This window comes from Ruegeria sp. BHSC223, from assembly GCF_059613025.1.
Map to the genome: position 1 here is coordinate 1 of NZ_JBXWRR010000022.1, position 20,215 is coordinate 20,215.

Sequence of the window (20,215 nt, forward strand, 5' to 3'; positions counted from 1 at the left end):
ACCGTCGGCGCCGGCGTCGTGTCGAAGATCATCGAGTAATCGGTGATCCCGAGACACGCCATCAGGAATGTGTCGAAGATCATCGAGTAATCGGTGATCCCGAGACACGCCATCAGGAATGTGTCGAAGATCATCGAGTAATCGGTGATCCCGAGATGCGCCTGGTTGCTCCAGGAGATTTTCCCCCGGAAAATCTGCCAAGTGTAACAAGGGCGACAAACAGAAAAGGCCGCTCCCCCGGAGCGGCCTTTTTCATGTCCTCAAACGATCCGATAACCGAGATTATTCGACGAATAATCTCGCAGGCCGCCACGCAGTGCGCCGTTTTCGATCGCGGTGAACTGGGTCACAGACAGAATCATTACGCTGGGTCAATCTGTCTGTGTCAGTCAAGACAGGGAGTGAGACAAATGCCGTTCCTTAGCAAAACCAATCCCGCCAGGATTATTGAAGCCGTTTACCGGTCGATCGCCCTTTGCGCGATGATGCAGAATCGTGTGAACAAGCTGCACTGATCCGTTGCTCCTTCGGCCGGATCGTTCTGGCCGTCGGAAACACGGGCCGAACCAGACAGTTCCAGGGTCACACTATGCTTGGGTCAGGTCGACGGAGACCACGGACTCCGCCCGACCATAAGGTCCGCTTCTTCCGTTATGTCGTTCATATGACGTTCAAGGCTCTGGCGCAGTGTCTCGATCTCTTCTTCCGATGCCTTGCGCGGCACCGGATCGTGCCATTCCCGACACAAGAACACACCGTCGTTGCGCCAGGGGCGCGGTAGCAGCAGCCGGTCCCAACTCCCCATCTCGCGTCCGTGCCGGACAGAATAGGTAATGCAGAACACCCGCTTTCCTGAACTGCGCGCCCAGATCAGCGGGACAGTGGACGAAACCCGTTCCGGCCCGCGCGGGCCGTCCGCTGCAATCCCGATGGAAATTCCGTCCTTCATCTTGCCCAGCACCTCGCGCGAGAGGGCCACATGGCGTTTGTGGCTGGACATGGCGATGGTATCCATGCCGAAGAGCTTCTGCACCCGGCCCACCATGCTGCCTGCACGCGCGGCAGAAGTAATCGAACAGATCCGCCCCTTGTCGAGCGGAAAGAAATAGGGCGATTGCGCCAGTCGCTGGTGCCATAGCACCACGATCACCGGTTCCCCCGCAGCCGCCAATTGATCCAGTTCCTCATAGCCGATCCGCTGCCATTTGGTGTTGCGATGTATCAGGCGGATATAGGATGCGATCCGTCGGGCGACCCAATTCAGCACTGCTTCGCTGTCGGCGATCTTCTTGCGCAGGCTCATGGCGCCTCCTTCGGTTTGGACCGCTTCTGTCATACCCGACGAGAGGCGCGGTGCAACGCCTTTCCCTGCTCTCTTTTTGCGCCTGCTTGGCGAAAAGGGGCTTGAGTCCGCCGCATCGGTGGCATATCTCCATCGCCACGATAGGGGTATAGCTCAGTTGGTAGAGCGACGGTCTCCAAAACCGTAGGTCGCGGGTTCGAACCCTGCTGCCCCTGCCATTTTCCGACTTGATCAGTATTCGGCGACCCAGCGGACCCGGTGTCACGCTGATTTCTCTGCTCGGCCCGTGCGCGCGGTCTGAAGAGGTATGCTGTTACGCTGGAACGTTTGTTCCGGCGTCGGTGGCAACCTTCCGTCGAGAGAATTGGAGTCTTGCGAAATTGCGCATGAATGGTTTCATAAATCGATAAACCGAAGAAATATGAAAGCAAAGTGAGTGACAGTTTTCTGAACCGGGTCTATAACCACGGATACAGGAGGCGCGAGTCATGGACGCGGAAGCACGACAGCACGAGATATTGCAGAAGCTGCGCCAGCAGGAGCGGGTTGGGGTCGACGAACTCACCCAGGATTTCGGGGTCAGCAGTCAGACGGTGCGGGCCGATCTGCGCGATCTGCACGACCGCGGACTGCTCAAGCGAACCCATGGCGGCGCGGTGCGGGTCGAGACGGTGTCGAACCGTGAATACGGTGCGCGCCGGCAGCTGCACCGTGGGCAAAAGGCGGCGATGGGGGCGCTGGCGGCAACGCTGATCCCCGATGACAGCTCGGTCACCCTGAATATCGGAACCTCGACGGAACAGGTCGCCCGCGCATTGACCGGGCATCGCGGGCTGACGGTTTTGTCCAACAATATCAACATCATCAACCTGTTGATCGGCACGCCGTCCAAGGAACTGGTGCTGGTCGGCGGTGCCGTCCGGCAAAGCGATGGCGCCATCGTGGGCGAGGATGCGGTCGAGTTCATCTCGCGCTACAAGGTGGATTTTGCGGTCATCGGCGCCTCGGCGATGGATGCCGACGGCGCGATCCTGGATTTCGACGCCCGCGAAGTGTCGGTGGCCCGCGCCATCCTGCGCAATGCGCGCAGCCGGATTCTGGTCTGTGACGGGTCCAAGTTCGATATCGCCGCCCCGGTGCGGATCTGCGATCTGGCCGAGCTTGATTACGTGGTGACCGACCGGGCACCACCGGCCGAGTTCCTGCGGCGTGCCGAAGCGGCAGAGACCGAAATTCTGATTGCGGAGTATACCGATGACTGAGACCGACAACCGGGTCTATGACCTTTTCGTCATTGGTGGCGGGATCAACGGCTGCGGCATCGCGCGCGATGCGGCGGGGCGGGGGCTGTCGGTGGCCCTGGCCGAGATGAAGGATCTGGCCTGGGCCACCTCATCGGCCTCGACCAAGTTGTTTCATGGCGGGCTGCGCTATCTGGAGTATTTCGAGTTCCGGCTGGTGCGCGAGGCGCTGATCGAGCGCGAGACGCTGCTGCGTGCGATGCCGCATATCAGCTGGCCGATGCGCTTTGTGCTGCCCTATCACCCGGACATGCGGTTCGAGAATGACACGCCCACCTCGCGGCTTTTGTCGACGGTCATGCCCTGGATGAAGGGACGCCGCCCGGCCTGGCTGATCCGGCTGGGCCTGTTCATGTATGACCACCTGGGCGGGCGCAAGATCCTGCCCGGCACCCGGACGCTGGACCTGAGCAGCGACCCGGCTGGGGCGCCCTTGCAAGAGCGGTTTCGCAAGGCCTACGAGTACTCCGACTGCTGGGTCGAGGATGCTCGCCTTGTCGTACTGAACGCACGCGACGCGGCGGCGCGCGGGGCGCGGATCATGACGCGGACACGGGTGGTTTCAGCCGCGCGCGGTGCCGATCAATGGACTGTCACGCTCGAGGATATGGTGACGGGAGAGACCCGCGAACTCTGCGCCCGGGTGTTGGTGAACGCCGGCGGTCCCTGGGTGGGAGAGCTGATCCACGGCGCGCTTCGGCTCAACTCTTCAGAGCGGGTGAGGCTGGTGCGGGGCAGCCATATCGTGACCCGGCGGCTGTTCGATCATGACCGCTGCTATTTCTTTCAGGGCACTGACGGGCGGATCATATTCGCGATCCCCTATGAGGGCGAGTTCACCCTGATCGGTACCACCGATCAGGAGCATACGGATCCGGGCACAAGCCCCACCTGCACCGAGGGTGAGCGGGATTATCTGCTGCGCTTCGCCTCGGACTATTTCAAGCAACAGCTGACGCCCGAGGATGTGGTCTGGACCTATTCCGGGGTACGCCCGCTTTATGATGACGGGGCCAGTTCGGCCACCGCGGCGACGCGCGACTATGTGCTCAAGGTCGATCAGGCGGGCGGGGCGCCGGTGCTGAACGTCTTTGGCGGCAAGATCACCACCTATCGGCGGCTGGCGGAATCGGCTTTGGACAAGATCGCACCTTTCTTTCCGGGCCTCTCCGGAAAATGGACGGCGGGTATTGCCCTGCCGGGTGGCGACTTTCCGGTCGACGGGGTGGCGACGCTGACCGGGGACCTGCTGCGCCAATACCCGTTCCTGACGCAGGCCTGGGCTGCACGTCTGGTGCGGGCCTATGGTACCGAGGCGGCTGAGATGCTGGGCAAGGCCGACAGCGCCGAGGCGCTGGGCGAGGATTTCGGCGCCACCATCACCGCATCCGAGCTGGATTGGGCCATGTCACGGGAATGGGTGCGCAGCGCCGAGGATTTTCTCTGGCGCCGCACCAAGCTGGGTTTGCGGCTCACCCCGGAACAGGTGGCGCGGGTCGAGGCCCATATCGCGGCGCGCGGCTGACCCCGCGCCCGCTTATCCGCGCAGGGTGGCGGGCACCCGCGTCGAGATCGACACGCCGCGAATGAACTCTTCGCATTGGTCAGGCGCGGTGATCGGCAGCATATGGCCGCGCCCGGGCAACAGTTCGCAACGCAGGCCGAATTTCTTCATCGGAACACCATGCTGGGTGGGGAGCAGCACCGCGTCCTCGGCCCCGAACAGGATGGCACCGGGGACATCGAGTTCGCGATAGCGCTGTGCCTGTGCCGCTATGCTGGCATCTGCGCCCACAACGTCCTCTGATGCGGTGACAAAGGCCTGTGGCCTGAGCCCCAGCGCACCACCGGCCCGGTCCAGGAAATCCTCGGGGAAATCCTCGGGGGCAAAGACCTGGGTCAGGGTCTGCTCTGCGGTCCAGTTCGCCATCGGCACTGCGATCGTATCCCCGATCAGGTGGCGCAGCCGGGTATTGCGGATTTCCAGCGGGCGGAACACGGCGGGCGGGCCTGCCATGTGATGGGTGAGCGGACAGATCAGCGCCAGCCCCGCCACCTTTCGCGGGCGGTCCAGTGCCATGGCCAGCGCGATCGCGCCGCCAAGCGAATGACCCACCAGTACCGGATCCTTGACCCCCTTGGCGTCCAGGAACTCTCCGATCATCCGGGCCTGTTCCGGCAGCTTGGCCAGCGAGGCCCCATTTCGGGTGGAATAGCCGCAGCCGGGCCGGTCCAGCGCGATGACGTGATGATCCTGTGCCAGCCGGTCAACCAGCGCATAGGTGAAATGCTGCAACTGTCCGGCCAGCCCGTGGATTAGCACCAGTGTCTGTTTGGCCGGATCGCCTGCCTCGACATAGTGGATAGTGCCGCCGGTCACCGGTTGCACCTCGCCCGCTTGCGGTACCAGCGCCGCGCCCCGCCGCGCCAGCGACCGCGTTCTGAGCCAGCCCAATCCCAGCATCACGCCAATTAGGGCAAAGGGCAGGCAGACGAGCAGAGGCAGGGTGGACATGGCAGCTCCGGGATCAGGTATGCGTCGGGGGCGAGGTTAGATATTGTTCCATCCCGGCGCCAGCCATGCGTTTGCGATATTCGCCAACCGTGCCAGGCCACAGCGTGGTATTGCGGCCGCTGCTGTCCTGATACCACGACGAGCAGCCACCCGCCTGCCAGACCGAGTCCGTCAGCCGCTCCTGCATTTCGGCCTCGAAGGCGGCCTGCGCCTGCGGCTTTGGCGAGATCGCGGCCAGATTCTGGTTCTGCATGGCGTCCAGCAGCCGCCCGATATGTTCGACCTGCGCCTCGATCATCAGCACGACCGAGTTATGGCCCAACCCGGTATGCGGCCCGAGCAGGACGAAGAAGTTGGGGAAGCCGGCGACCGAGGTTCCCAGATGCGCGGACATGCCGCCTGACCACGCCTCGCGAATGGTCAACCCGTCGGTGCCGGTGATGTCCAGCCGTTCGGCGGCGTCGGTGACGTGGAACCCGGTGCCCCAGATCAGAACGTCGGCCTGAACCCGGGTGCCGTCGCTGGCAACCAGCGCGTCGGCCTCGATCCGCGCCACGCCATGGGGGATCACCTCGACATTGTCACGGGCCAGGGTCGGGTACCAGTCGTTGGAACTGAGGATGCGCTTGCAGCCGATGCGATAGGGCGGGGTCAGCCGCGCCTGTTCCTCGGGGTCGGGGATGGCATCGGTCAGTGCCTTTTGCCACATGCGCATGGCGAAATCGACGGCCCTCGGCTTGCCGCGAAACACCGCGTGGCGGAACTCGAACACCGCATAGATCAGCGCGCGGCGGATACGTGGCAGCAGCGGCAGACGAGCATAAAGCCGCCGCACCCAGGGGGCAATTGGCCCATCAGGTCGGGGCAGGACATAGGGTGGTGTGCGCTGAAAGATGCTGACCTGGGCGGCCTTGGGCGCGATTTCGGGCACGAATTGCACCGCCGAGGCGCCGGTGCCCACGACCGCAATCCGTTTGCCCGCCAGATCGACGCCATGATCCCACCGGGCCGAGTGAAAAGCCGGGCCGGGAAAGCTGTCGGCGCCGGGCAGGTCGGGGATGTTCGGCACATGCAGCGCGCCGATGGCCGAGATCAGGAACCGCGCCGACCAATGCTGCCCCTCGTCGGTCTCGACCTGCCAGCGCGCGCCGTCCCAGCGGGCCGCGCGCAGGGTCTGGCCGAAATGGCAGAGGTCATAGAGCGTCTCGTCGCGGGCGACTTTTTGCAGATAGCATTGGATTTCGCCGCCACCCGCATAGGCCGTGGACCAGCCCGGATTCGGGTGACTGGCCAATGAATAGAGATGCGAGGGCACGTCGCAGGCAACACCGGGATAGGTGTTCTCGCGCCAGGTGCCGCCGATATCATCGGCCTTTTCCAGAATGTCGATCCGCGCAAGGCCGCGTTTGCGGGCCTCCATCGCCATGATCAGCCCGGAAAACCCTGCCCCCACGATGAGCATATCCGTTTCGCGTGTCGCCATTCTGTCCGGCCTCCGCTCCTTGCCATGATCAAGTCTAGCGGATCCGCGTCGCAGGGACACAGTCTTGTCGTGGGGTCAATCCGTGGTATTCAGATCGGCCAGTCTGGGCAGGGGCAACGTGTCAAGCAGGGCAAAGACCTGTTCGCGGCAGGCAGGCCCGGTCCAGCCCCTGGGCTGGAAGGCCAGGGGCAAATCCGGGTGGCGCAGCGCCACCCGCCGCCAGCGATGCACCAGCAATGTCCGCAGCGTCGCCACCTGAACCGGTGTCAGAAACGCCGGTATGCCCGCCGCCCGCAACGCGGCACAGTCCTGTTGCAGGCTGTGACAGGCCGCTCCCAGATCTTCGGGAAAGAGCCGGGTCTGAAGCCAGCCGGGAACGGCACGCGCGGTAACTTCGAACCCGGCCAGATCGTCGCAATCGCCCGGCACCGGCCCCGACCCCAGCGCCACGGTGCGGCCTAGCCCGGTATAGGTATCGGTCAGCAACAGGTCGTTGAGCGTGTTCAGGCTGCCGCCATCCTCGGCGATCAGGATATGCCAGGTCTCGGGCAACTCGGGTGCGCGGGTATAGATGCGCGGTGTCACCCGGTCCGATTGCGTGCGGCCAAACTCGGACAGGTAATGGACCGAGCTGCGCCCCTCGCGGCTGCTTTCGATCCAGCCGTCCTTGCGCAGCCGGTGCAGGGCCACGCGCATCGCTTCGGGCTTGATACCCATCGGCTGGGTGATGCGGGTCAGTGCGCTGCCCGAGATCCGGTCGCCCTTGCGCCGGGCCAGATCACCGAACAACGAGACGATGATCGACCAGACCCGCTGGTTTTGCGGGTCGGTCAGCCGGGTAACGGCAGTGTCAAACCAAGAGGTATTTCGTATCATGCAGACAGTCTAAGTCGCCCGGACATAAATGAGAATCGCTTTCTGGCCCCCGCCGCCATGACCGGGGGCCAGTGCATTCAATAGGCGTTCATGGTCAACAGCTCGTATTCCGCGACCATCTCGTCATCCTGGTTGGTCAGTGTCACATGCCAGCGGACCTCGCCGTATTCGTCGGTGCGGCGGGTCTTTTTCTTGACTGTCAGGCGCACCTTGATGCTGTCCCCGGCCGAAACCGGTTTCATGAAGCGCAGACCATCCAGCCCGGTATTGGCCAGCACCGGGCCTTCGTTCGGTTCGACGAACAGACCGGCGGCAAAGCTGAGCAACAGATAGCCATGCGCCACCCGGCCCGGGAAGAACGGATTCCGCTTGGCGGCGGCGTCATCCATATGTGCATAGAATGTGTCGCCGGTGAAATGGGCGAAATGTTCGATATCGTCCATGGTGACGGTACGCGAGGCGGTGTTCAGCGTCTCGCCAATCGACAGCTCGTTGTAGCGGCGGGTAAAGGGATGCGCGGGGCCTGCAACCTCGGTCGCGCCGGGCACCCATTTGCCGCCGATCCGGGCCAGCATCTCGGGCGATCCCTGCACGGCGGTGCGCTGCATGTAATGCTTCACGCCCCGCACGCCGCCCATTTCCTCGCCACCGCCGGCGCGACCCGGGCCGCCATGCACCATATGGGGCAGGGGAGAGCCGTGACCGGTCGATTCCTTCATCGAGTCGCGGTTGTTGATGTAGATGCGCCCGTGAAAGGCGCCTGCGCCCATCACCACATCGCGCGCCACATCGGCGTCATGGGTGATCAGCGAGGTTACCAGCGAGCCGCCGCCGCGATTGGCCAGCGCAACCGCATGATCCATGTCGCGATAACCCATGACGGTCGAGACCGGGCCGAAGGCTTCGGTATCGTGCACGCGCTGGGCGCGGTCGGGATCGGCGCAGTGGAACAGCATCGGCGGCACAAAGGCGCCGTTGGCTAGATCGCCCGACAGGCCGGGGTCCATGGTGAACACCTGCTCGGCCTCTTGCCCGATGATCGCGGCCTTGGCCAGCACATCGGCCTTTTGCCCGCCCGAGACCAGCGCGCCCATCCGGGTCGCCTCGTCGCGCGGGTCGCCGATCACGGTTTTGGACAGGCGCGCGCTCAGCGCCTCGATCACCGCCTCGACACGCGGCTGGGGCGCGATGATGCGGCGGATCGCGGTGCATTTCTGCCCCGCCTTGGTGGTCATCTCGCGCGCGACTTCCTTGATGAAGAGGTCGAATTCGGGCGTGCCGGGTTCCGCATCGGGGCCAAGGATCGAGGCGTTCAGACTGTCCTGTTCGGCCACGAAACGCACCGCGTTTTGCAGGATCACCGGGTTCGAGCGCAGTTTCAGCGCGGTATCGGCGGAGCCGGTGAAACTGACCACATCCTGGCAGTCCAGATGATCCAGCATGTTGCCAAGGCCGCCCGACACCAGTTGCAGGGCGCCCGCGGGCAGAATGTCGGCCTCCAGCATGATGCGCACGGCCAGTTCGGTGACATAGCAGCTGTTGGTCGCGGGCTTCACGATCGAGGGGACACCGGCCAGCAGAGTGGGGGCCAGCTTCTCCAGCATGCCCCAGACAGGGAAGTTGAAGGCGTTGATATGCACCGCGACCCCTTGCAGCGGGGTGCAGACGTGCTGGCCCAGGAAGGTGCCATTGCGGCTCAGCTGTTCCACCTCGCCGTCCAGATAGATCTGGCCGTCCGGCATCTCGCGCCGCCCCTTGGAGGCGAAGACGAACATGGTGCCGATGCCGCCGTCGATGTCGATCAGGTGGTCGGATTGGGTGGCGCCTGTGTCGAAGCTGGCGGCGTAAAGCTCTGCCTTGCGGGCGTTCAGCGCCTGACCCAGCGCCTTGATCATGCGGGCGCGGTCGTGGAACCCCAGCTTGCGCAGGGCGGGGCCGCCCGTGTTGCGGGCATGATCGAGCATCGCCAGAACATCGAGCGCGTCATTGCCCGCGCTGGCGATCGGCGCGCCGGTGATGGCCGAGGCGATGGTGCGGGCGCCGGCGCCGGGCGCAACCCACTGACCGGCGGCAAAGCTGGAAATCTGTTGAAGGGCCATGGCAGTCTCCTGTTCCTGTCGCCCGCCAGTCTAGCCGGTTCCGGGCGCGAATTGTGAGGGATGGTATTCGCGACCGAACGGTCGGTCAATAAAATTCCAACATAGTGGCGCGCGTAAACGAAAACCGCCGGACCTTGCGGCCCGGCGGATCAGGGGTCAGTGGCCCATCGCGCCCATCTGCTGGGGCAGGTAGAGCACCACCACCGGCACCAGCACGATCAGCGCCAGCCGGAAGATGTCGGCGATCCAGAAAGGGGTCACTCCGCGAAAGATCGTGCCGGTCGACACATCGCCCACCACGCCCTTGAGGATGAACACATTGAGGCCCACCGGTGGCGTGATAAGGCTGATCTCGGTCACCACCACCACGACAATGCCGAACCAGATCGGATCATAGCCGAGCGAGGTGACCAGCGGAAAGAAGATCGGCACGGTGAGCAACAGCATCGACAGCGATTCGAACACGCAGCCCAGGATGATGTAGATACCGAGGATCATCAGGATCACCACAAAGGGCGCCACATCATAGGCGGTGACCATGGCGATCAGCGCCTCGGGCAGGCCGGCGAGGTTGATGAAGTTGGAGAACACCTGCGCCCCGATCAGCACCGAAAACAGGGACGCGGCGGTAAAGCTGGTCTCTTTCAGCACCTCGAAGGTGGAGCCAACCGTCAATCCGCCCCGGAAAAGCGCGATCAGAAAGGCGCCTGCTGCACCCATGCCCGCCGCCTCGGTCGGCGAGAAGGTCAGGTTCAGCGGGTGAAAGTCGAAAGCACCATACAGCCCGCCGATCACCAGGAAGAACAGCAAGAGCACCGCCCAGACCGACCCCAGCGCGCGGAACCGCTCGCCCCATCCGGCGCGCTCGCCCGCCGGACCCGCCGCGGGATTGCGCCACACGGTCCAGCGCACGGCGAAGAGGTAGAACAGGATGCCCAGGACACCCGGAATGATCCCCGCCATGAACAGCTTGCCGATCGAGGTTTCGGTCAAGAGGCCATAGATCACCAGAATGACCGAAGGCGGGATCAGAATGCCCAGCGTGCCGCCCGCCGCGATGGAGGCGGTCGACAGCTCGTCAGTATAGCCGTATCGGCGCATTTCCGGCATCGCGACCTTGGACATGGTCGCGGCTGTGGCCAGCGAAGAGCCGCAGATGGCCGAGAAGCCACCACAGGCGGCAACCGTTGCCATGGCGATGCCACCCCGGAAATGACCAAGAAAGGCGTTCGACACCGCATAAAGCTCGCGCGCCATGCCGCCCTTGTTGACGAAAAGCCCCATCAGGATGAACAGCGGCACCACGCTGAGGCCATAATCCTGCGCGGTATCCATCACCTGGCGGCCCACCATGGACATCGCGGCCTTGAGCCCGCGTTCGTCCAGGATCGAGCCGCCGCGCTCGTAGGCAAAGCCCAGCGTGCCGACCAGACCCATGGCAAAGACGATGGGCAGGCGCAGCAGCACCAGTACCAGGACAAGTGCGAAACCGATCAGTGCGGCAGTCATTTCAGGGCCTCCGAAAGCAGGCGGGGAGCAAAGAGATGCAAGAGGCCGGTTACGATCAGCGCCACCGCGCTGATGCCCACCGAAATGGCGATGAACCAGCCCACGATATAGGTCGGGATCGCCAGATACTCGGTCACGTCGCCATAGTCGCGCGAGCGCTCGGCCAGGATCCAGACTCGGCTCATCGGCCAGTACAGCATGATGCCGCTGACCAGATGGATCACCCCGTCGCGGATCCGGTCCAGCCGCAGGCGGTGAAAGATTCCGTCGGTCAGGTCGACGGCGATCTGGCCGTTGTTGACCGAGATGATGGGAAGGACCGAGAACACCAGCACCGCCATCAGGATGCGGGTCAGTTCGGTCGCGGCCTCGATGGGCGCGTTCAGGACGGATCTGAGGATCACGTCGCAGAAGGTCATCACCATCAGGATGAAGAGGGCAAGGCAGGCCACCAGCACAGGCGCAAAGCTGGCGTGGCGGGCAAGCCGGATCAGGGACGCCATGGGTTCCTCCGGCGGGCTGTCTGGGGCGGCGAAAGACGCCGCCCCGGTGAAAAGGCTCAGTTGGCGGCCATTTCCGATTTGATCAGGTCATAAGCGGCCTGGGCGTCAACCCCGGCGGCGGCGACCTCGGCAATCACCTTTTCGCGCACATCGGCGGCGATGGTGGCGAATTTCTCAAGATCGGCGGCCGAGGCTGCATTGATCGCGTTGCCTGCGGTTGCTTCGGTCTCGGTCCGGCCGATGGCATCGATCTCGTCCCAGATCTTGCCGATCTCACGGCTCAGCGGCTCGCCGAACACCTTTTCCTCCAGCGCCTGCTGAACGTCCTCGGGCAGGTCGGCAAAGGTATCTTCGTTCATGATGAAGGCAAACGACCCACGATAGAGGCCACCGGGCATCTCATAGACGTTCTGGGCAACCTCGGTCAGCTTGAAACCCTTGCGCGATTCCATCGGCATCACCACGCCATCGGCGGCCTTGGAGGCGAGCGTTTCATAGACCTTGGGGGCCGGAACCTGGATGCCCGTGGCGCCCAGAGCGGTGCCCACATCGCCGCCGACACCGCCGGGGATGCGCACCTTGAGGCCCGCGATCTGCGCCATGTCGGTGACAGGCGCGGTCGAGTGCAGCTGTGCCGGGCCATGGGTGTGCAGCGCGATCAGCTTGACGCCGCGATGCTCGTCGGCCTTGCTCAGATACTGGTCATAGGCACGCCAATAGGCGACCGAAGCGGCCTCGGCCGAACCCTCATAGCCCGGCAGCTCGATCAGCTTGGTGGTGACAAAGCGGCCCGGCTGGTAGCCGTGGAAGATGATCGACAGATCGGCGGCACCGTCCTGGATCAGGTCCATCTGCGCGGGGGGCGGGGCGATGCCCAGTTTCAGTTCGGCGGTGACCTGACCGTCGGTGGCCTCTTCGACCATTTCGACGAATTTGGGCCACATCATCGCGTTGATGCCGTGGGTCGGGGGCGCCCAGCTGGAGATGGTCAGCGTATAGTCCGCCGCCATCGCGATGGTGCCGCTGACGGCCATCGCCGCCGAGGCCAGAAGGGTGCTGAGTTTGGTCAGTTTCATGGGTTTTACTCCTCCCTGAAAACGTGAGTCGAGAATGCGTTAATGGTCCTTTTTGTAACCATCAACGGCGGTTAGATTTCTGCTGGTGGGTTTCCCCGTGTCGCCAGAATCCACGAGCCGGGGCTTTCTGTGGCGACCAATATCATGATTTCCATGGTTTTTTCCCAACCTTGCGATTGGGCCAGATGCATCGGCCCGCCCCGGTGCCGGGGAAAGCCGTATCCGTGCAGTTGCACCATATCGACATCCTCGGCGCGCTCGGCGATGCCTTCGGAAACGATTCGCGCGCCCTCGTTGGCGAGCACCGCAAGCAGGCGCTGGGCGATCTCTTCGGCGCTGAACGGGCGCCGGGTGATGCCCCGTTTGGCCGAGTAGTCGACGATCAGCGCCTCGACCTCGGGGTCGCGTTCCGGGGAACGCGATCCCTCGGAGTAGCGGTACCAGCCCTTGCCGCTGCGTTGGCCCAGACGGTCCATCTCGCAGAGCGTATCGGCGATGCGCTCATAGCGTTCGGCGGGGTCGCGGGTGGCGGCCTGCCGCTTGCGGTTGGCCCAGGCAATTTGCAGCCCGGTCAGGTCCTGCAACTCGAACGGGCCCATCGGCAGCCCCTCGGCCCGCATCGCGGCGTCCACCTCATGCGGCAGCGCGCCGTCGGCCAGCAGGTATTCCGCCTCGCGCCGATAGGCGGCCAGCATCCGGTTGCCGATGAACCCGTCGCAGATGCCTGACAGGACCGAGACCTTGCGCAGTCGCTTGCCGAGCGCAAAGCCGGCGGCCAGCACCTCGGGCGCGGTATCGGGGGTTTTGACGATTTCGAGCAGCTTCATCACATGCGCCGGGCTGAAGAAATGCAGGCCCAGGCAGCGCGCCAGGTTGGGGATACCGGCAAAGATCAGCTGGGGATCGAGGTAAGAGGTATTGGTGGCCAGAATGGCATCGGGCCGCATCACGGCGGCCAGTTCAGCAAAGACCGCGCGCTTGACGTCCAGATCCTCGAACACCGCTTCGATGGCCAGATCAGCATCAGATGCACCGGCATAGGTGTCGGTGGTGCTGAGCCGCGCCAGCATGTCGGCCTCGGCGCTGGAGCTGATCTTGCCGCGCTTGACGCCCGCCGCGACCAGCCCGGCAACCCGTTCATGTGCCGCCTGTGCCGCCGCCGCGTCGCGTTCGATGACGGTGACGGACAGCCCGCCGCCAAGACAGGCCATGGCGATCCCGGCACCCATCAGCCCGCCGCCGACAATGGCAACGCGGGTCACCTCGCGCGGGGCGACCCCGGCGATGGCATCGGGCCGGGCGACAAGACGCTCGGCAAAGAAGGCATAGCGGAGGGAGCGGCTTTCGTCGGACTGGCGCAATTCCAGATGCAGGGCGCGTTCGCGTGGCTGGCCCTGGTCAAAAGGCAGGGCGGCCCATTGCAACGCGTCGAGGTTGTGCAGCGGCGCGGCGCGGCCCTTGGCAGCCTTGGTCAGGGCGTCTCTGGCATCGGCGAGCGCCTCGCTGTCCAGCGCCTGCACCTGCCGCAGCCGGGTCTTTTCCGGGCGCGGCGGCAGATCACCGACAAAGGCCTGTGCGGCGGCCCGCAAATCGCCCTCGGCAATCTGGTCGAGGCCCCCCAGCGCCAGCACCTGTTCGGCGCCCAGCATCTTGCCGGAACAGGCCAGGTCGATGGCCGCCTGCATGCCGATCAGGCGCGGCGCGCGTTGGGTGCCGCCCGCGCCGGGGATCAGGCCCACATTGACCTCGGGCAGGCCGAATTTGGTGCCCGGCGCGGCGATGCGCCAAGCGCAAGCCAGTGCGATCTCGAACCCGCCGCCCAGAACCGTGCCATGCATCGCCGCGACAAAGGGTGTTTCGCTGTCCTCGATCATCTGCACCACGTCGGGCAGATGCGGTTCCTCGGCGGGACGGTCGAACTCGGTCATGTCGCCACCGGCGACAAAGGTGCGGCCGGCGCAGGTCAGGATCGCGACGCGAGCGCCCTGCACCTCGGCCACCGCACGGGCCAGCCCGGCACGCACCGGGGTCGAGGTCGCGTTGACCGGCGGGCTGTCGATTTCGACCCAGGCGATATCGCCCTCGCGCCTTACCGTAACCACCTCGTTTTCGCCCATCTGCCCGCCTCCACCGGTCGAGAATCAATTGCGAAGAATTTATTGACCAACCGTTCGGTTTATGCAAGATGGTTGTTGAAACATTCGCAAAGCGGGGCGGAGATGAGCGATACGATTCTTGCGCAAGATCATGGGAACTGGGTGGAAATCACGCTGAACCGCCCGGATCGGCTGAACAGCTTCACCGACGAGATGCACCTGGCCCTGCGTGCCGCGCTTGAGGCCGCGCGCGACAATGGCGCCCGTGCGGTACTGCTGACCGGGGCAGGGCGCGGGTTCTGCGCCGGTCAGGACCTGGGCGACCGCGACCCGTCGAAAATGGATGGCCCACCCGATCTGGGCTATACCGTGCGCACCTTCTATGCGCCTTTGGTGCGGCTCATCCGATCGCTCGATTTCCCGGTGATCTGCGCTGTCAACGGCGTGGCCGCGGGCGCGGGCGCCAATATCGCGCTGGCCTGCGACATCGTGCTGGCGGGCGAAAGCGCCAAGTTCATCCAGTCCTTTGCCAAGGTGGGGCTGATCCCCGATACCGGCGGCTCGTGGCACCTGCCGCGCCTCTTGGGCGAGGCGCGCGCCAAGGGGCTGGCGCTGACCGCACAACCCTTGCCCGCGAAACAGGCCGAGGACTGGGGCCTGATCTGGAAGGCGCTGCCCGACGACCAGTTGATGACCGAGGCCCGCGCCATGGCCGAGCAATTCGCCAATGGCCCGACGCTGGGTTTTGGCCTGACCAAGCGCTGCATTCAGGCGGCCTGTGTCGACACGCTTGAAGATCATCTTGAACTCGAGGCGGATGCCATGAAAACCTGTGGTGAAAGCGCCGATTATGCCGAAGGCGTCAGCGCCTTTCTGGAAAAGCGCGCACCAAGGTTTCAGGGTAAGTGAGCATGACACCAAAAGAACGGGCGGAACGGTCGGCTGCGGCCATGTGGTCGGACGACAACGCCTCGAAATGGGCGGGGATGGAGATTGCCCGCGTCGACGAGGGGCTGGCGGTGCTGGAACTGACCGTCGCCGCGCATCACTGCAACGGGCATGGCATCTGTCATGGCGGCGTGACCTTCATGCTGGCCGACAGCGCCTTTGCCTTTGCCTGCAACAGCCGCAACCAGTCGACCGTCGCCCAGCATAACGTGATCAGCTATATCGCGCCGGGCCAATTGGGCGACCGGCTGACCGCCACCGCGACCGAGCTCAGCCTGACCGGGCGCAGCGGGATTTACGACGTGAAAGTGACCAATCAGGACGGCCGCACCATCGCCGAATTCCGGGGCATGTCCCGGGCGATCAAGGGCCACCTGTTCGACGAGGATTAAGGCGAGGAGGACGTCATGAAGGACCTGAGCCCCAAGAAAGAAGACCTGGATCCGATCGAGATTGCCTCGATCGACGAGATTCGCGCATTGCAGCTGGACCGCCTGAAATGGTCCTTGCGCCATGCTTATGACAACGTGCCGATGTACAAGAAGCGGTTCGACGAGGCGGGGGTGCACCCCGACGACCTGCAAACGCTGGCCGATTTGGCCAAGTTCCCGTTCACCTACAAGAACGATCTGCGCGACAACTATCCCTTTGGCCTCTTTGCCGTGCCGCGCGAACAGATCATCCGCCTGCATGCCTCTTCGGGCACCACGGGCAAGCCGACTGTGGTGGGTTATACAAAAGGTGACATCGACAATTGGGCCGATCTGGTAGCCCGCTCCTTGCGCGCGGCTGGCCTGCGCAAGGGCGACATGATCCACAACGCCTATGGTTACGGCCTGTTCACCGGGGGCCTTGGCGCCCATTACGGGATCGAGCGGCTGGGCGCCACCGTGGTGCCGATGTCGGGCGGCCAGACCGAGAAACAGGTGGGCCTGATCACCGATTTCAAACCCACCGGCATCATGGTGACCCCGTCCTATATGCTCAACATCCTTGAGCAGTATCACAAGGTCGGCATGGATCCGCGCGAAAGCTCGCTCCAGGTGGGTGTATTCGGTGCCGAACCCTGGACCGACGCCATGCGGCGCGAGGTCGAGGAGGCGTTCGACATGCACGCCGTCGATATCTATGGCCTCAGCGAGATCATGGGGCCGGGTGTGGCCAATGAATGCGTCGAGACCAAGGACGGCCCGGTGATCTGGGAGGATCACTTCCTGCCCGAGATCATCGACCCGGTCACCGGTGAGGTGCTGCCCGATGGCGAGATGGGCGAGCTGGTCTTTACCACGTTGACCAAGGAGGGCCTGCCGATGATCCGCTATCGTACCCGTGACCTGACCCGGCTGTTGCCGGGCACCGCGCGCTCGATGCGGCGGATGGAAAAGATCACCGGGCGCAGCGACGACATGATCATCCTGCGCGGTGTCAACGTCTTCCCCAGCCAGGTCGAGGAACAGGTGATGGCCACCGGCGGCATTGCCCCGCATTACCAGATCGAGCTTTACAAGGCCGGTCGCATGGATGCGATGCGCGTCTTTGTCGAAGCGCTGCCCAACAAGACCGACGAGCTGAGCAAGACCGCCGCCGCGCGGATGCTGACCAAGCGGATCAAGGACATCGTTGGCGTTTCGACCGAGATTGTTGTAGGCAATCCCGGAGATGTCGAACGCAGCCAGGGCAAGGCAAAGCGCGTCGTCGACAACCGCGACAAGGAGTAGGGTTTGGCCCGGACGATTGCCAAGGACCACGATCAGAAGCGCGCCCAGATATTGAAGTCTGCGGCGCGCGTCTTTGCACGCGAGGGGTTCGACCGCGCCTCGATGACCCAGCTTGCGCGCGAATGCGGGATATCAAAGGCCAATATCTATCATTATTACGACAGCAAGGATGCGATCCTGTTCGACATCCTCGAAACCTATCTGCACGATTTGCGCGACCGCATCTGCGGCATCGAGATCGACGGGCTGAGCGGGCCGCAGCGGCTGCATACGGTGGTGCGAGAGATTTTGCTCGCCTATCAGGGTGTGGATGACGAACACCGGGTGCAGACCAGCGGCATGTCGGCCCTGCCGGTCGAGCAGCAGAAACAGCTGCGCGGGTATCAGCGCGACATGATCGGGTTTCTCAGCGATATCCTGAACGGCATCGCGCCCGAAACCTTTGCCGGCAACCCCGGCAAGCTGCGCGGCGCCACCATGTCGGTCTTCGGCATGCTGAACTGGTATTACATGTGGAATTCCGGCGCCGACACCGCCGCGCGCGAGGACTATGCCCGCATGGTCAGCGACCTGACGCTGCACGGTCTTAAGGGGCTCTGATCCCGGGGAAGAGGCTGCCGGTACCGTTCTTCACATGCGCAAGTGTTGCCGCGTTGGTTTGATGCACTACATGGGGCCTCTCGCTTTGAAAGTCCGCAACTGGGACGAAGTTGTCTTTCGCTGCGTCTTCTCGAATGACTGCTTTTGTGTTCCGGTAGACTTGAATACTTCTCAAAACTGAGCGTCGACCAACCGACGCGGGATGCCAGAAGTACTGGGCGAAAACAAAAGGGCTTTCATGTCACGCATTCCAAAGGACATCACCCCAGTCATTCGCGAAATCGACGAAGAATTGAAAGCGGCAGGCGTGCCTCCGGTGGGGCGTCCAATGAATGCGATTATCAAGTTCGGACATCGTTTCAATATGTCGATGTTGCTCACGAAGCCTCTGCCTGGCGTCCCCGACCACCTGATTGGCAGTTGGAAGTACGCAGAGAAAATTCACGATTGGTATGAGCAGGTCTATGGAGACGGTATCAAACTCGATCCGTCTGCCAATGCAAAGGTCGCGGTGCAGGCTGATGGTGATCTATGGGTACTCAAGCTGCCAATCATCTTTGGGCTTTTCACGCCAGTAGTTGAACGAGAAATTTCTGATGAGGACGACGCTGTTGTTGGTGCTCCTAGATTGAACGCCTGTAAGCAGTTGTCGGGCATTACCCCCGCGCGCCTAAAACACTTCAGCGACAATGATCTCGCCGAGGTCTATGGTATGTTCATGATAGGCATGGACGTTCGACACGCATTCGACCGATTTTCCAAATACAGCCAGTTCTTCCGCGAAGCGCAGAGCGATTGGATGACTGCTGTAATGCACATGACTAGCCAGAACCCGAACCATGGGCAGGCAAGATGGGCATCACTCCAATTTGCTGAGAAATTCATGAAGGGGTTAATTGAGGTGATCGGTGATGTATCGACCATTCCTCAGACTCATAACCTGAAAAAGCTCCACGAAGCGCTGGCGCGTTCCATCATAGGGTTGGATTTGGACAACCTCCTAACTGACATCCAGTGCTCGGCTGCGGTGCGATACGGTGAGGAGGCTTCCACGCGCGAGCAGTCTTACTCAGCGCACAAATCCAGCCTCCTACTCGTTAGAGCGCTCGGCTGCGTGAGGAATGCCAACACTCCGAGTTGAACCCGGTCGGTCTTTTCGAGATCGTAGGAAGCTGACGTTCAAAATACTCGCAGCATTAGATGCTTCGAGCTCGGCCCCGCCATTCGCCCACTCAATAGTCGTGTATCCGTGTCCGAAGCCATGGCGTTGACCTGGAAAGCCAAGGGCGGAACCATTCGGCGCGCTCTGCGGTGCCATTCTCGCAGAGTCAGCGGGCAGCAAACCGGGTGGTCTGAGACCGGCCGACCGGGCCGGTCTCCGCGTGCCATACCGGGGCGCCCGGGGCGCCCCGGTGGCAATTCACGGGCGTTTCAGGCCCAGGCTGTCCAGCAGGTTGGCGGCTTCGGCCTCCCAGCGGGTGCGCATCTCGGCATTGCCGGTGCGGCGCAGGCCCATGGCGCGCAGCGCCTCGGTCCGCCCGGCGCTGCCGGTGCCAAAGCTGGCGGCGACACGCGGCCACCAGTAATCGGCAGAGGCTTGCAGGGCCGCGGCACCGCCGTCTTCGACCAGCTTTGCCGCGCCTTCCAGCGCCAGCTCGCCATGCCGGGTCTCGATCGGGGCGATGGCACGGAACGCCTCGGCCAGCGGCTGATACGAGATCATGGTGAAATCGGCCAACTGCACCACCACGGCGCGGGCCATCAGGAGGTTCATCATCACCGCGTCGGCCCAGCCCTGGATCGGGTAGTTGAACACCGCCAGCCGCATGTCCTGCTCGGTCCGGGCGGCGCCGATATCGGCGTCGCGCTCCAGCCGCGCGGTCCAGGGGTGGTGGTTGGCATAGCGCTGGGTATCGGCCCCGAACTCGCCCATGATCCGCAGCACGCGGTCGGCATTGTCGGTCTTTTCCAGCACGATCTTGGCGGCGGCGATCCGCTCCTTGATCCCCGGACCCTGGTTGATGATGTCAGCAAAGCCCGCCGCACCGGCCAGTTCGCTGTCCACGAAGGTGGCCATCAGCTTCATCAGCTCGGCGCGATAGCGCGCGGGCACGTTGGTTGGATTGGTCAGCATCCCGCCAGCGGCGAGATAGCTGTCGATCGTCATATCTTCGGCCATGTCTCTCTC

Annotated in this window: 17 protein-coding genes and 1 tRNA gene; 8 read left to right on the plus strand and 10 right to left on the minus strand. The window is 63.4% G+C overall.

What is annotated here, in order from left to right; translation table 11 throughout:
• Positions 1–598: 598 nt before the first annotated feature.
• Positions 599–1,303, minus strand: a complete 705-nt coding sequence (locus AC2FNY_RS19370) for a DUF374 domain-containing protein (RefSeq protein WP_234140113.1) — start codon at positions 1,301–1,303, stop codon at positions 599–601.
• Between the two features lie 142 nt (positions 1,304–1,445).
• Here AC2FNY_RS19370 and AC2FNY_RS19375 point away from each other — a divergent pair.
• The 3 genes from AC2FNY_RS19375 (at position 1,446) to glpD (ending at position 4,129) form a co-directional block, all read left to right on the plus strand.
• Positions 1,446–1,521 (plus strand) — tRNA-Trp (locus tag AC2FNY_RS19375).
• 270 nt (positions 1,522–1,791) lie between these two features.
• Positions 1,792–2,565, plus strand: a complete 774-nt coding sequence (locus AC2FNY_RS19380; RefSeq protein ID WP_496803465.1) for a DeoR/GlpR family DNA-binding transcription regulator — start codon at positions 1,792–1,794, stop codon at positions 2,563–2,565.
• Complete coding sequence (gene glpD, locus AC2FNY_RS19385; protein WP_496803466.1) at positions 2,558–4,129, plus strand: glycerol-3-phosphate dehydrogenase; 1,572 nt, start codon at positions 2,558–2,560, stop codon at positions 4,127–4,129. Before AC2FNY_RS19380 ends, glpD begins: the two co-directional genes overlap by 8 nt.
• A gap of 12 nt (positions 4,130–4,141) precedes the next feature.
• Here the strand turns inward: glpD and AC2FNY_RS19390 are convergent, their stop codons facing one another.
• The 8 genes from AC2FNY_RS19390 to AC2FNY_RS19425 form a co-directional block, all read right to left on the minus strand.
• Complete coding sequence (locus AC2FNY_RS19390) at positions 4,142–5,119, minus strand: alpha/beta hydrolase (protein WP_496803467.1); 978 nt, start codon at positions 5,117–5,119, stop codon at positions 4,142–4,144.
• Between the two features lie 13 nt (positions 5,120–5,132).
• Positions 5,133–6,602 (minus strand): flavin-containing monooxygenase, encoded by a 1,470-nt coding sequence (locus tag AC2FNY_RS19395; RefSeq protein ID WP_496803468.1) that lies wholly within the window; start codon positions 6,600–6,602, stop codon positions 5,133–5,135.
• A gap of 75 nt (positions 6,603–6,677) precedes the next feature.
• Positions 6,678–7,478, minus strand: a complete 801-nt coding sequence (locus AC2FNY_RS19400) for a PaaX family transcriptional regulator C-terminal domain-containing protein (RefSeq protein WP_496803469.1) — start codon at positions 7,476–7,478, stop codon at positions 6,678–6,680.
• A 77-nt stretch (positions 7,479–7,555) separates the two neighbouring features.
• The gene (paaZ, locus tag AC2FNY_RS19405; RefSeq protein WP_496803470.1) at positions 7,556–9,577 is read right to left on the minus strand and encodes a phenylacetic acid degradation bifunctional protein PaaZ; all 2,022 of its coding nucleotides are present in this window, start codon (positions 9,575–9,577) and stop codon (positions 7,556–7,558) included.
• 156 nt (positions 9,578–9,733) lie between these two features.
• Positions 9,734–11,086, minus strand: a complete 1,353-nt coding sequence (locus tag AC2FNY_RS19410; RefSeq protein ID WP_234140106.1) for a TRAP transporter large permease — start codon at positions 11,084–11,086, stop codon at positions 9,734–9,736.
• Complete coding sequence (locus AC2FNY_RS19415; protein WP_496803471.1) at positions 11,083–11,589, minus strand: TRAP transporter small permease; 507 nt, start codon at positions 11,587–11,589, stop codon at positions 11,083–11,085. The genes AC2FNY_RS19410 and AC2FNY_RS19415 overlap by 4 nt, the downstream gene beginning before the upstream one ends.
• Before the next feature lie 56 nt (positions 11,590–11,645).
• Positions 11,646–12,665, minus strand: coding sequence for a TRAP transporter substrate-binding protein (locus AC2FNY_RS19420; protein ID WP_234171302.1), 1,020 nt, complete (start codon positions 12,663–12,665; stop codon positions 11,646–11,648).
• A 71-nt stretch (positions 12,666–12,736) separates the two neighbouring features.
• Positions 12,737–14,782 (minus strand): FAD-dependent oxidoreductase, encoded by a 2,046-nt coding sequence (locus AC2FNY_RS19425; RefSeq protein WP_496803472.1) that lies wholly within the window; start codon positions 14,780–14,782, stop codon positions 12,737–12,739.
• Between the two features lie 102 nt (positions 14,783–14,884).
• Here AC2FNY_RS19425 and paaG point away from each other — a divergent pair, with 102 nt between their 5' ends.
• From paaG to AC2FNY_RS19450, 5 genes are all read left to right on the plus strand, one after another.
• Positions 14,885–15,670 (plus strand): 2-(1,2-epoxy-1,2-dihydrophenyl)acetyl-CoA isomerase PaaG, encoded by a 786-nt coding sequence (paaG, locus tag AC2FNY_RS19430; protein WP_234164040.1) that lies wholly within the window; start codon positions 14,885–14,887, stop codon positions 15,668–15,670.
• Between the two features lie 2 nt (positions 15,671–15,672).
• Complete coding sequence (paaI, locus tag AC2FNY_RS19435) at positions 15,673–16,101, plus strand: hydroxyphenylacetyl-CoA thioesterase PaaI (RefSeq protein ID WP_234177991.1); 429 nt, start codon at positions 15,673–15,675, stop codon at positions 16,099–16,101.
• A 15-nt stretch (positions 16,102–16,116) separates the two neighbouring features.
• On the plus strand, positions 16,117–17,427 hold the full coding sequence (gene paaK, locus AC2FNY_RS19440) for a phenylacetate--CoA ligase PaaK (protein WP_496803473.1): 1,311 nt from the start codon (positions 16,117–16,119) through the stop codon (positions 17,425–17,427).
• Between the two features lie 3 nt (positions 17,428–17,430).
• Positions 17,431–18,027, plus strand: a complete 597-nt coding sequence (locus tag AC2FNY_RS19445) for a TetR/AcrR family transcriptional regulator (protein ID WP_234164031.1) — start codon at positions 17,431–17,433, stop codon at positions 18,025–18,027.
• Positions 18,028–18,229: 202 nt separating this feature from the next.
• Positions 18,230–19,168 (plus strand): HEPN domain-containing protein, encoded by a 939-nt coding sequence (locus AC2FNY_RS19450; protein WP_496803474.1) that lies wholly within the window; start codon positions 18,230–18,232, stop codon positions 19,166–19,168.
• Positions 19,169–19,447: 279 nt separating this feature from the next.
• Here the strand turns inward: AC2FNY_RS19450 and AC2FNY_RS19455 are convergent, their stop codons facing one another.
• Positions 19,448–20,206, minus strand: a complete 759-nt coding sequence (locus AC2FNY_RS19455; RefSeq protein WP_496803475.1) for a Phenylacetic acid catabolic protein — start codon at positions 20,204–20,206, stop codon at positions 19,448–19,450.
• Positions 20,207–20,215: the final 9 nt, after the last annotated feature.